This is a genomic window from Gemmatimonas sp. (assembly GCF_046594945.1).
GTDB lineage: Bacteria > Gemmatimonadota > Gemmatimonadetes > Gemmatimonadales > Gemmatimonadaceae > Gemmatimonas.
This window is the reverse complement of the sequence record NZ_JBKJRB010000135.1, coordinates 1-13007: the sequence shown is the minus strand read 5'-3', so window position 1 is coordinate 13007 and position 13007 is coordinate 1. Positions and strand designations below refer to the sequence as shown.

The 13007-nt window shown below is 63.7% G+C and carries 9 protein-coding genes; 2 read left to right on the top strand and 7 right to left on the bottom strand.

Going from position 1 to position 13007, the window contains the following annotated elements:
• Nucleotides 1–30 precede the first annotated feature (30 nt).
• The 6 genes from ACLL97_RS16170 to ACLL97_RS16145 form a co-directional block, all read right to left on the bottom strand.
• Complete coding sequence (locus tag ACLL97_RS16170) at nucleotides 31–801, bottom strand: carboxypeptidase-like regulatory domain-containing protein (RefSeq protein ID WP_411281512.1); 771 nt, start codon at nucleotides 799–801, stop codon at nucleotides 31–33.
• Between the two features lie 11 nt (nucleotides 802–812).
• Nucleotides 813–1652: a DUF4397 domain-containing protein gene (locus tag ACLL97_RS16165; protein WP_411281511.1), complete on the bottom strand. Its 840-nt coding sequence runs from the start codon at nucleotides 1650–1652 to the stop codon at nucleotides 813–815.
• A gap of 69 nt (nucleotides 1653–1721) precedes the next feature.
• Nucleotides 1722–2222 carry a hypothetical protein gene (locus tag ACLL97_RS16160; RefSeq protein ID WP_411281510.1) on the bottom strand — a complete coding sequence of 167 codons (501 nt, stop codon included), beginning with the start codon at nucleotides 2220–2222 and terminating at the stop codon, nucleotides 1722–1724.
• The gene (locus ACLL97_RS16155; protein WP_411281509.1) at nucleotides 2222–3862 is read right to left on the bottom strand and encodes a hypothetical protein; all 1641 of its coding nucleotides are present in this window, start codon (nucleotides 3860–3862) and stop codon (nucleotides 2222–2224) included. Before ACLL97_RS16155 ends, ACLL97_RS16160 begins: the two co-directional genes overlap by 1 nt.
• 69 nt (nucleotides 3863–3931) lie before the next feature.
• Nucleotides 3932–7255, bottom strand: coding sequence for a SusC/RagA family TonB-linked outer membrane protein (locus ACLL97_RS16150; RefSeq protein ID WP_411281508.1), 3324 nt, complete (start codon nucleotides 7253–7255; stop codon nucleotides 3932–3934).
• Nucleotides 7256–7786: 531 nt separating this feature from the next.
• Entirely contained in the window at nucleotides 7787–8455 is a 669-nt protein-coding gene (locus tag ACLL97_RS16145; protein ID WP_411281507.1) for an autotransporter outer membrane beta-barrel domain-containing protein, read from the bottom strand.
• 214 nt (nucleotides 8456–8669) lie between these two features.
• Between ACLL97_RS16145 and ACLL97_RS16140 the strand changes: the two genes are divergently transcribed.
• Nucleotides 8670–10964: a GWxTD domain-containing protein gene (locus tag ACLL97_RS16140; protein WP_411281506.1), complete on the top strand. Its 2295-nt coding sequence runs from the start codon at nucleotides 8670–8672 to the stop codon at nucleotides 10962–10964.
• 32 nt (nucleotides 10965–10996) lie between these two features.
• Nucleotides 10997–12202 (top strand): hypothetical protein, encoded by a 1206-nt coding sequence (locus ACLL97_RS16135; RefSeq protein ID WP_411281505.1) that lies wholly within the window; start codon nucleotides 10997–10999, stop codon nucleotides 12200–12202.
• A 608-nt stretch (nucleotides 12203–12810) separates the two neighbouring features.
• On the opposite strand, the gene ACLL97_RS16130 is transcribed toward ACLL97_RS16135, so the two are convergent.
• The coding region (locus tag ACLL97_RS16130; protein WP_411281504.1) for a hypothetical protein at nucleotides 12811–13007 on the bottom strand (197 nt) is incomplete at its 5' end.

The window sequence follows — 13007 nt, the reverse complement described above, 5'->3', positions numbered from 1 at the left end:
AAGCACACCCAGGAACCGGCTCCAGCCCGCTCAATACTTGTCGCCGCTGGCGCGCGTGTAGATCACGATGGCGCCCCAAGGGGTGCGGTCGCCGAACTGCACGGCGGCTTCCGTTTTGCCGAGCAGTGCGAAGAAGTACACGTCGCGCGGATTGATGTTCGGGTAGCTGCCACTGAGCGGAACACCATCCAGCACGATCGTGAGGCAGCGGTTGTAGCGCGTGGAGCGGATGCAGTCGTCACGACGGCTCGGGACCACGAACCCCGGGTAGCCGGTGGAGCGTAGCAAGTCCTCGAACGAGTTGGAGCGTTCGCGCAGCTTCTCCACGTCGACCGGCGGGAAGATACGCCAGCCGCGTCGGCGTGCCTCGACCAGCCGCAGGTCATTCAATGAGGGCGTAGACTTCACCCGCACCGTATCGGTGCGAATGCCGGTTTCGACGACACTGAAATTCACATCTAGGGTGTCAGTGATGGCGATGCTGATTTCCTCGGAGAGCGTGGGCTGCATACCGATGCGCGTGATCGAGATCGCGAAGGGCTGTCCGCCGGCATTGATCCGGAACTGAAAGCGCCCATTCTCATCGGTGACCGTGCTTCCAATGGAGCGGCCATCGCGCCGCAGCGCCATGACGCGGGCCTGATCGAGCGGCCGCTCGTCTCCGGCGAGTTTGGCGTATCCGCGAAGTACTTGTGCCTGAACGCACAGCGGGCGCCAGAGCATGGCCCAAAGCACAGCGACCGCGAGCGAGACTTTCGTCACGTTCGCGGTCGCTGTTGGCTTCGCATTCTGCAGATGCACACCCGTAGTGGTTACGGGTTCGGCGTCGTACGCGGTGGCTGCTTGTCCACGAAGTACGCGACGCCGGGCGTCGTGAACCGTGTGCCGGCCGAGTTCGCTGGCGAGGCGGGGAACGCGATCGCCGTAATGATCGAACCGGCGATGGTGGCGCCACCGAGCGGATCGACCGACGCGCTGCCAGCAGTACCGACCGGAGCCGCTGTGCTGATTACCGCTGTGGTCGAACCAGCTGCCGTAACACGGGCCGCGAAGGCTCCCGTGGCGCGGGCGAGATAAGCCGAGACCGTGTTCAACGCGACGTTCGCGAACAGCGGCGCGCCGGCGATGACGTCCGTGGTCGTGGGGGTCGCGTAGATGTCGACATTACCGACGTCGAGTCCCGCATGGATGGCGCGGAACGCAATACCAGCCGGCGTGGCGGGGAAGACATCGGTGATGCTGACGATACGCTGCTTCGGCGTGGAGCCGGCGCGGGCGTAGCCGAGGTGGAGCAGCGTGTAATACTTGCCGGCTTCGAACGTGATGGTGGTGTCCACCAAAATGTTCGTGTTGCCGGCCGCCGACACATCGGCGCTGTACGTGAACACGCGGAACTTGCGCGCCCCCGCTTCGGTGGGCTGATAGCTGCCCTGACCAAGGCCGCGGAACGCGACGTTGACGAAGGTAATGGGCGAGTATTGCACCTGGTCGATGAAGCGGACCGTGGTGTTGAGTGTGTCGGGTACGGCGTTGATGTAGCGAACAAACGCCAGGGGCGGCGTGTTCGGCGTGATGGGTCCATTGCTGGACTCACTGCAGCCGACCATCGCCGACACTGCTACGCCAAGAATTGCAAATCGGGAGAGCCGCATGTGGCAAGGACTCCGAGAGGAAGCGAAATAGGAACGTTAAGCGAGACGATCGCGCGAGGGCGCGGCCGCTCAGGACGGTTGCGGTCCGTCACCGGGACCATCGGTTGCCGGATCTCCGAAAAGATTGAGCGTGTTGCCGAGGGAAGCGATGATGGCCAAAGCGATCGTACCAACCAGCAGGAGCGTTTTCAGTTTTGAGAGTTTGCGGGCGCGATAGCCGAGAATCGCTTCGTCGGGAATCGAAATGCGCTCACCCGTCCACGTGGCCGTGGTCCCGCGCAGATCGGTCACGCGATACACATCGAGCACGAGGGCCCCGTTTTGCCGGCTCACGACTTTTCCGTCAATTCGGTCGACACTGGCACCGACCCGATCGCCGAGCAGCACGCGACCGCGATCGTTGAGCACGACGCCGACCTGCTGCGCGGGCACGGGTGGTGCAGACTGCAGTGGGAGATACGAGAAACACCCGATCTGTAGGGCCAGCGCCAGAGCACACAGGCTACTCACCGACCGCTGCGCGATCGTTTCCAGTTGCGAGCGCACGGGGAGCGCCTGTGAGTCGGGCATCAGAAACCGTACGTACCGCGCGGCGCGCGGTTCGAACCGTTGTAGTACGTCTTCTGACGGGCCTGCATTTCCTGATACGGCACCGGCCACTCCACCGGTGTGCCCTCGACCAGGTCGCCCCAGCCGCGGTTGTCCGACATCCAAATGAAGTAGCCCGTGTAAGCCGTCTCGATGCGCTTCTCATACTTCATCGCTTCCAGAAGGCTGCCACAGGCCGTGCTCGTAAAGGTCGGCGCCACCGGCACGCGCGGCACGCAGGTGGCCAGGTTGGTGGAGTATGCCACCGTCGCACTGGCCACATTGCCGATCGGATCCAGGCCGTTCCTCACACGGGTCACGTTAACGAGTGTGATGGCGGCGGGAAGGTTGCTGGTACGGATGTAGCCTTCGGCCGCAAGCATGTCCATTTCCGTCTTGGCAATTTCGATGTACGGGCCCTGCCGGGAGTTGAGCCACTGCGCGCCGTATCGGCGGTGGTCGTACTGCGAGTCACCCGGGCCCACGAGCGGGACATCTTCTCCCGTTGGGCGATTGCGGAAGTACACGCCCGCGGGGAGTGCCACAGTCGGCCCAACCGCCTGCTGCGCGGCACGGGTGGCGCCAACCGGCCAGCGCCGGTCGGGTGAGATCACCGTGAACGCGCGTCGCGCGGAGACGGGCGTAGCGAGCCACGCGTCGTAGGAACCGGACACGTCGGCCATGCCGTAGTAGAAGTACGGGAGGGCGTGCCAGCCACCGGCCGCGTACATCTGGATGAAGTCGTAGTCCGCACTCCAACCGTTGGTATTGGTCAGCGTAACCACGAAGTCGGCGGTAATGCCATTCGTGGCATCCGCGATCACCGCGGCCCAGTCGACCGCCGCGCGAGCGGCCGGCGTGCGGGCGATGCCGGCGCGGATGCGCGCCTTGTACGAACGCGAGTAACGAACGAAATCGTCACGCGTGACGGCGACACCACTGATCCATGTGGTGGGGAGCGGAAAACCGTTCGCGCCGGTCGAGGCGGCGGCCGAGTTGGCAATGGCGATCGCCGAGTCGAGCATCTGCAGTGCGGCCGCCGCCACCTGTGCCGAACTGGAGAGCCCCGGAACCTCGTCGGTGGGCGTGGCCGGCGTGACAATCGCGGCGGAGTCGTAGGCCAGCGCCAGGTTGCCGAGCGCTTGGCCCAGAACATAGAAGCCGAAGGCTCTGGCGCGGGCATCCTGCGCCGGGCTGCCAATCGTCTGACTATTCGTGGCCAAGCGGTTCACGGCGGCGATGGCGTTTGACGCCGTACGGGTCACACGCGAGAACTGATTGAAGCTCGCGAGATTGCCCGTCTGGTTGTCGTTCCCCAGTTCGTTCGAAATGACTGAGCGAGGGATTTGCGAACGGGCGGCCATACCGAAGTTGGCAATCGACGCGATGTTTTCACCCGACAGGATGCGCGCCTGCGTGTTCACCGATTCGGTGGCACGCTGGGTGTTGAACAACTGTGGGCCAAGACCGGCGACCACCGCCTCCACGCCCGCTGGCGTGGAGTAGGCGCGTGCGACGTCTGGGTTGTTGATATTGACGACGTTCAGTGAGTCACCGCTGCAGGCCAGAAGCCCCAGCAGAACCCCACCGCCCGCGACGTACTGCGAAACGTGCTTACGCATCGAATCTCCTCAAGAGGCTGTCCACGAGCGCGAGGGCCTTGCACGCCTCGCGCGGCGTGAACTCCGGGGTCAGAAGCTAGTGCTGAGCGAAAACGTGAACTGGCGCAGGTTGGGGAAGGTGTAACCGTCGATGGCGTTCAGCACGCCGGATCCGAGAGCACCACCGGCCAGCCCTACCTCAGGATCGAAGCCCTTGTATTTGGTCCACGTGATCAGGTTGCGACCGATGAGGGCGACGTTCCAGTTGCCCACGCCGCCAATCGAACCGATGCGGTAGCCGACCGAGAGTTCGCGGAGCTTCACAAAGCCCGCGTCTTCGACCGTGTTGTTGTTCGGGGCCAGCACGTCGTAGGTACCACCGATGCCACCCGTGGAGACGGCGCGAAAGTAGTAGCCGATTGGCTTCGCGTCGCCCACTGAGCGGCCCTGCTGGTCAGCATCTTTGTGCATGAAGTCGCCCAACGACCACTGACGACCAATGTTCCACACGTCTTTCCCGACCGTGGCGTCGAGCAGGCCGTAGGCCGTGACGCGCTTGTACCGGAAGTTCTGGGCGGTCGACCAGCGGAAGCGAGGAAGCGCCTGACCGACCGGCAACACGGGCACGGCGCCACCTACGTCACGCTCGAGAATCGGAAAGCCCCAGTTGAGCGGATCGGCGGTCGTCCCACCCTTCCAAGGCGCCGAAGCGGCCGGGAGGCGGGTCATCCACAGATTCTTCGTGATGCCGTCGGCGAGCGTGTTCCCCTGTCCCACGTACACGATGAAGCCATCGGAGTTGCGCTGGAAGTCGAGGCCCGATCCGCAGCGACCCTGAAAGTCGGCGGGGAGCTGCCCGCACTCCTTCACGAATTTGCGACCGTAAATTTGACCGAGCGCGCCGCCCTTGACGATCTTGAACATCGTCTCGGAACCCTGCTGCCCGGCAGCCGACACGAAGTATTCGGGAATGCCGAGCTGCGTGATGACGGACGTAGTGCGGTCGTAGTTGAAGCGCGCGGAGTAATCGACATGGCGCGTGGCCACGATCGGCACGTTGAGCGACACTTCGATGGTGTTGTTCGTGAGCTGGCCGGCGTTCGTCCACTGGCTGGCAAAGCCGGCCGCGGCGGGCGGGGGAGGCTGCAGCAGTTGGTCGTTAATGACGTTGCGCGACTTGGTAAGCGTCACGCCGTACTTGCTGAACAGCTCGAGGTCCATGCCGTATTCCTGCTCAGTGGACACTTCCGGTCGGAGGTTTTTGTTGCCGAGCTGGTTCGGGTTGAGCACGCCGCCTTCAGCGATCGTGAACGTCTCGTACTGCGCCGTAAAATTGGGGCGATTACCCGCTTGCCCGATCGAGTAGCGGAACTTGAGGTCCGAGATCTGATCGAGGTTGAACCACGGTTCGTCAGACAGGCGCCACGCGAACGACGCACGACCGTAGGTCTGCCAACGGTTCGCGGCACCAAAGAGCGACGCGGCGTCTCGACGAACGAGCGCACCAACGATGTAGCGGCCCTTGTAGTCGAGGTCGAGATTCGTGAAGAAACCCAGCTGACGCACGGTTTCCGTACTACCCGATGTGGTTCTGTCCGTGATCGCCGCATCGGGATCGCGGAGGCCGGGCACGGCGAGGTTATCACCCCCCGTGCTCTGAAAGCGAGCGTCCTGCGTCTCGTAGAGGTAGCGCAGCGTGAGGCGCGACGTGAGGCTTTCGTCGAACCAGTTCTTACGTGCCGACACATTGCCGGAGGCGTTGAGCGAATACGAGCGGCCGGCGCTACGTCTGATTTGTCCAAGGTTTACCGCTGGGTTGGGTACCCCCGTTCGGTAGCCTTTATCCAGCTGCGATTCTTGGAAGTTGTTGCGGGCGTCGTACCCGAAGTTGAATTCACCATCGAGCCAGCTGAGCGGCGTCCACCGCGCAGTGGCATTGCCCACGAAGCGATCGATGCGGTTGAGCGGCGCGAAGTTTTGAGCCTGGTACGCCGGGTTGAGATTTCCCAAGCCGAGATTCTGCGCGACGGACCGGATGTATAGACGACCCTTGCTATCTTCCGCGAACAATTGCGCATTGGCCGGCTGACGCGTGAGGGCGAACCAGCCGACGCCATTGTTGTAGTCGTTGGCGCTGGAGTAGCTGGAGCGGACCGAGAAGTTGATGTTACCACCGAGCTGCTGGTCGACGTTCAAGCGCATCGAGTTCCGCGTGTACCCCGGGAGCAGTTTGACCGAGCCTTCCTGCCGCAGCTGGTTCACCGAGGCGAAGAAGTTCGTGCGACCGACACGCCCCGTAGCGTCGAGCGTCGAGTTGATGACCTGACCATTCGTGAGAAACTCTTTGAGCGGGTCGTACGATTTCGGGAACTGATTCACCTGAAACAGGGCGCGCGAATTCACACCGCCCGGATTCCGGGAGATGCCGCCGTCGTTGGAGAACGTCGCCGCCGGCAGCGAGAAGTCACCGCCGTTCTCGTTGATGCGATACGCTTCTTGATAGATGTCGACCGTGCGCGAGCAGTCGGCCACGCCCGACACGGTCACGCAGAAACGCGACGCCGACTCGTTCATCAGCAAGAAGTGCGTGGTGGGGTACTGGTACTCGCGTTCGATATCGGAGACGCCGTATTCAACGTTGGCGCGGAACTTCACGCCCTCGCTCTGGTTCTTGCCCGAGCGCGTCGTGATTTGAATAACGCCGTTGCCAGCGCGCGAGCCGTACAGCGACGACGCGGCGGCACCCTTCACGACTTCGATGTTCTCGATGTCCTGCGGGTTGATGTCCTGCAGGCCACCCTGCGAGACAACACCGTCGATGATGTACAGCGGATCCTGTCCACGGCCCGAGGCGTTGATCGACTGGGGGCCGCGGAGGATGATGGCGGGCGCCGTACCCGGGCGGCCTGAGGCCGACACGATATTGGCACCGGCCACCTTACCCTGCAGCTGCGACAGCGGGTTGGATCCCGGAACGGGCATGTCCTTTTCGCTGACCTGAGCCACCGAGAACGCGAGCTTTTTCTGCTCCGTACCCGCCGTCACGCCGGTGGTAACGACTTCCTGGAGACGATTGATGTCCTTGGCCAAGGAAAAGTCGAACGTCTGGTTGCCGGCGCGCAGCGTGATCGGCTTCAGGCTGGCCTTGTAGCCGATCGCACGAGCGCGCAACTGAAGCGCCTGTCCGCGCAGGCGATCGGCCGGGATCGTCATGGTGAAACGACCCGCCGCGTTGGCACCCACCGAAATGGCGAGCTCAACTATATAGACGTTGGCGTTTTCAAGGGGATCACCGAACTCGCTCTTCACGGTTCCAGTAATAACGGCCGGACCCTGCGCCTGCGCCACAACGGGCGTAAGCAACAGGACCATGACCATGGGGACCTGCGACAGCCACTTCATAAATCTCGACATGCTCAGCCCTCGGCCATCTGAAGCCGGAAACGGGGGAGAGGAACTACCAGCGGGAGTGGAGATCCCGTTGGCCTACAAGCCCGACCGACCGCCTCCGCGGAGCACAGCGGGTCGAGGTACTGCACCGGTCGCTTGCGCGCCCGGGAACATCAATCACAAAGCCGAGCGACGAACCGCTGCTGCCGCAGAAGCTGAGCAACCGCTTTCGTACCGCAGGCAGCGATCGAAATACTCGGTTTGGCGACTATTCTGGGACGAAGCGAGCACTCTCAGGACCGAATGCCTGCTGGCTCTGCTTGTCCCCTACGACGAGAACCGCAATAGTACCGTTGGCGTCACATGTCTGCAATGCCGTGTCACGGTTTGAGATGTTGTGAGCGGGGCCCAAGCGTGATAGCGGGACGAACGAAAGCGCCCGATCGAATGGGCTCGATCGGGCGCTCGGCTGCTTTTTTGGTACGTGCGGCGTAGTGGCCTTAACCCATCAGGCCGTGACCATCAATCGTTCGCGTCCATTCTCGTGCGGCCGGTTCAGCGGCGCGATAACGGGGCTGGCGTCCAGTTGAAGCCGATCGCGAACGTGTCCTGCGCCCCCGCCAGCTCCGACCCGGTAAAGGCCGCCGCCGCGCGTACCGCGAACTGCGAGTTCACCTGAAAGTTGACGCCCAGGTCGAAGTTGAGACTGACTTCCGACTGGCTGCCGCCGTCGCGTCCGCCGCTGCTGGCCAGATCGAGCGAAGCACGGGGATGCACATACGGCGTGATGGCCATGCCCTGCTCAAGATCGAACGTGTGCCCGATGCTCACGCCCACCGGGATGCGCACGAGGGTGTAACCGCCACCGAACGCCGCACCGGCACCCGCCGTGAACAGCAAGTCGAGTGGCTGATCGCCCTTGGCCCGCGCAATCTCCTGACCGATGCCGCCGCCCACGAACAACGACAGGTTGTCACTCCCCTTCCGATCGATCAGGCCGGCGTCGAGCTGCCAGTGTTTACGCGGGGCCCATCCTTCACGCCACTGGAACAGCGCCGTCGTGCCGGCACCGCTCGACACCGCCGCGGTATAGTCGCGCGTTGAGGCAGTCGGCACCTGTAGGGACGGATAGTTGGACGCTTGCGCGTCAGCGCGTTGGGTCACGGTGAAGGCGGCCATTACGGCGCCAAGCGTGAAGGCCACGGTCGTGCGCAAGGTCATCATCGATCAGGCTCCGGGGTACAGGAAAGTCAGAACAAGGAATCGGCGGAAATCAACGCCAGCTCAGCGTTGTGCGCCACAGCCAGCCGGGACGAACGCGTGTCGCGCAGTACACTACGCGGGTGACCGCGCACAGATTCTCTCTTGTGTATCCGATCTGCCCGATCACTCCGTGACGCGTCTCGCGCCTTTTACCACTCTGGCTCGGCTTTGGTCCATGCGACTGCGAGCTCGCACGCGAATCGCCGCGCGAATCGCCTTGGCGGCAACCGTATTGAGCCCGCTGTCCGCGCGGCTGTTTGCGCCGCTCCACGCGCAGCGCGGGCCGGCTGCGCCGTTGGCCGAAATCGACTCGCTGATCCATCGCGGCCTCGCTCTGGTGGCGAAGGGCGATACCGCCGAGGCGTTGGAAGTGCTGGAGCAAGCCACCGACCGCGCGCCGCGCAACCTCGAGGCCCTCTATCAACGGGGGCGGCTGCTCACACGCACCACTTCGCTGGGGTTCAACAACACGCCGCGACAAGTGCTGGCCTGGCGGCTACTCAATCGCGGCGCCGACCTCGCGCCGCGCGAAGCGCGCTTTCTGGTCGAGCTGGCGCGATTGCGTCTCCGCACGCCGCTTCTGCGCGCCGACGCCGAGCGACTGCTCGGCAAGGCCGTAACCGTGGCGCTCGCGGCGGCCGACACGGCGATGATTGCGGAGTCGGCAAGTGAGTTCGGCCGACTGTTCGAGCGACGCTATCGTACCACGCGAAAGCGCTATGTGTACATCGCCAACATCTTTTTCGATCCGTACGCCGCTCGCAATCGTTTGCACTACGTTCGTGAGTTTCTCGAGCATCAGATTCGCCCGATCGAGAATGCGGGCGCGGCCGATCGCGCCGAGGCGGATCGACTGTTCCGGTTGGCGTTGTCGGTGAGTCCGCAACACGTCGCGAGCGCCGTCGGATTGCTGGGCCTTCTATACGAAGATCAGCGCTTCCCCGAAATGCGTGCCGTCGCGGCGGCGTTTCTCACACCGACGTACGCGGCACAGCATCCGAATCCGATCCCCGTCGACGCCGATGCCGCGTCGGTGGCCTCCGTCGCGTTCGCCGATGGACTGGCCGCCGCCCGACTCAATGCGCTGTCCGATGCGCAACGGGCCTTCGCGGCGGGGCTCGCGCGTCTGTCGGTCGGTGAGCGCAGTGACCTGCTCGACATTTCCCGCCTGCTCCGACGCGGCGACAGTGTGCGTGTGGCCGGGCTTCCGGACAACGCGCGTGAGGCCACCGTCCGTGCATTCTGGGAAGCGGTCGATCCACTCATCTCCACATCGGAGAACGAAGCGCAGATCGAATACTTCTCCCGCGTCGCGGTGAGCATGCTTCGCTACAACGATGCCGACCAGAGCGTACGTGGGTGGCGTACCGATCGCGGCATCATTGTGATTCGATATGGCGAGCCACCAGTGGAGGTCATGCTGCCGCCGGCCAATGATATCTCCGCCCGTGACGTGACCGGGCGCATCGTCACCGTTTTTTCGTATCCGGCGCTCGAGCTGGAGTTCGTGTTCTCAGGGCCGCCCGCGATGAACTCGGCCTACTTCGCCGGCGATTTCCGCGATGTCGCCGATCAGCGACGCAATGATGAACCGTTCCGATTCGATGAAGTGGCGGCGAAAACACGCGTAGACTCGATGAGCGTACAGGTCGCGCGTTTTCGCGGTCGGAACGTCGGCGAGTACCACGTAGTCACAGCGGCCGCCGCGCGGCCGGCGCGTTTCTATGACGGGGTCGAGATTGACCAAGGCCTGCTCTCGATCCGTTCATTCCGCGGCTCACCCGATCGTTTCCGTCTGGTCGACTCCCAGCAGCTTGCGGTCGCGCTTCCGGCAACGCGGCCCATAGAGTACCAGCGTGTCGACACGCTGCCGGTAGGTGAGTACCGCGTGCGCATCGAAGTGGTCGATGCCGGCGTGCAATCGGCCGCCGCCCGCGCCAGCGTGTCACTGTCGCTGCCGACGGTCCGCGATACAGCGCTCCTGCTCAGCGACGTGCTGCTGGGAGCGCGCGCGCCGGGCGCCATGGGCCGCGCACTGAAGTCGCTGGCCGATGCCGACGTGCGGCCGTTGTTCGGCACACGCATCGCGCCGCGAGATACGTTCTCGCTGTACGTGGAGGCGTATGGGCTCCGCCCGAACGCGCAAGGCGATGTGCAGGTCGAGATCACGTTGGCGGTCACGTTGCTGGAGATCAGTCGATCGGGGCCCGCCATCGAACGCTGGCTCGGCAATGTGGCCGACGTCGTCGGTCTCACGCCGGAGGGCGACAAGCAGCTCGGGATGCGTTTCGGTAGAACAGAACGGCTGAATGGACGGGATCGTGTGCCGCTGCTGACATCGATCGGGATGGGTACCGCGCCCAACGGTCGCTATCGACTCGAGGTGCAGGTGCGAGAAATGGGAAGCGATCGGCGCGCGCAGGTGTCACGCGAATTCACTATCGGCTCCGCTGGAGAATCAGGAAAATGACAGCTTCGACCAAACGCACCGTCTTTCGAATCATGTCGATCGGCGTCGTGTGCTCGCTCATGGTCGGCGCGGCACAGCCGCTGCTCGCACAGCGAGTTGACGAGGCCACGAACGGTTCACCGGTTCGACGGCTCAAATACACGGTGGTGGGCGGTCTGGTCGGTATCGCACTCGCCGCTGGCTACTCGAGTATCGTCGATAAGGCGGTGCCGCCGTCGTGCGATCCGTGGGGATGTGCCATGCCATTCCTGAGCGTCAGTGGCGCGATCACCGGACTCTTTCTGGCACGTGAGATCGACGCGCAGCGACGGGCGGAACGGCCTCGGGTTGGCGTGAGAGACCGTGTCCGTCTCGAGTCCGCGGGGCTACCGGCGATGCCCGAGGGCATGTCAGTGCGCGATACACTGATCGCGATCGCGTCAGACAGTGGCGTGTCGCTGTTCGCGGCCGAGGCCAAGCCGCGCGCACTGCGTCGACGCGGTATCGGATTGCGCGGACTGCGTGATGTCGCGCTGCTTCCGGGAAACGAACGTTTGCTGGTCTCGAGTGAGGTGGCATTATATGGCACCAGCACGTTATCGGGTTCAGCGTCTCGCGTATTGGACGGCGCGCTAACCGCGATTGCCGTGGGCGGCGACGGATGGCTGGCCTCGCGCGGAGCCGCAGTAACCGTAGAGCGGCAGCGCGGTGGCATTACCGTGCGCGATTCAATCAACGTCGGCACCGCCGCCATCAGCGCGGCCTATGATGAGAGCACCCGCTCGTGGTGGGTGGGCACGGACTCGGCGTTATTGCGTCTCGAGTGGAACGCCGACGCCGAGGCAGCAGACACCCCGGGCGGGCGACTCGGCCTTCGCGTCGCGGAGCGCGTCCCCACCGGCGGCGGCGTCCGCGCAATTGTCGCGTCGCGGGAGTGGGTGGCGGTGGCGTTGGGCGAAGCCGGTGTCCTGGCCTGGCGGCGCGTAGCTGGGGGCAGTGGCGTCATTGCCCCGGTGCGCCTGCAGGGTGAGCCACGCTTCGCTTACGATCTCGCGTTTTACAACGGGACCCTCTTGGTAGCCGGTGGCACCGATGGATTGGTGCGTATGGCGCTTGACCCCACGCCGACGGTGCTGGGCGTTTCGCGCGATCTACCGTTCGCGACGTTGGTGAAGGTGGACGCCAAGAACGGTATCTGGGTTGGCGATCGCGGTCGCGGCACGTTGAACCGCGTGACCTATCCCGCTTCGCCACGCTGATGCCGCGAATCGCCAGCAATGACAACATGTGGTCGTTTCGTTGATCCGTGGTACAGCAGTTCTCTGCGACCTTTGCAGAACAGCTATACCGCTGATCGGCACGAATCATCGCCGATCAACAACAACCGCAACCCAGTCGTGTCCCAACGTTGTGGCATTGGAACGGTATACGGTGATGATGTGCGTGGGGAACGGCGTCGCTTGGTGTGGTCTCGACGTGAACGGCGAGGCGCTGCCGGTCGGTCTTTTGCGCGGAGGCGCGGGGGACCGTGAAGTACCGAAGCACCGCCACCCCATGAGTGGTGGTTCGGCGCGCCCCCGTCCGTCGGCGCGATGCCGCTCGCCATCATTACTTTTGTTTGCTGTTCTTCGCGTCCCTTCGCGACGGCACGCGAAGAACAGCAACGGCATGAGCGGTATCGCGGCTACGACATCCGACCGATCTTGCGTGTGGCGCTCTTCGAGCACGGCCCGATCAGTCAACCACGGACGCCACCACCGCGCGATGCAGATCGGACGTTGCTGAGCTGATCACACAGAGAAAAAGCGAAAATAGGTATTGACGGATGCGGTTCTCTTTTTCTCCGTGGCTCTTTTTCTCTGTGTGATCAGTTCGGCCTGACTTTACTTCTCAAGGGGAAGGCGCAACGCTGGGTCGTCGTTGGCTCCGCGGAACTGATCTCGCGGTGGCGCGCGGGACCGTGAAGCACCGAAGCACCGCCACCCCATGAGTGGTGGTTCGGCGCGCCCCCGTCCGTCGGCGCGATGCCGCTCTCCATCATTACTTTTGTTTGCTGTTCTTCGC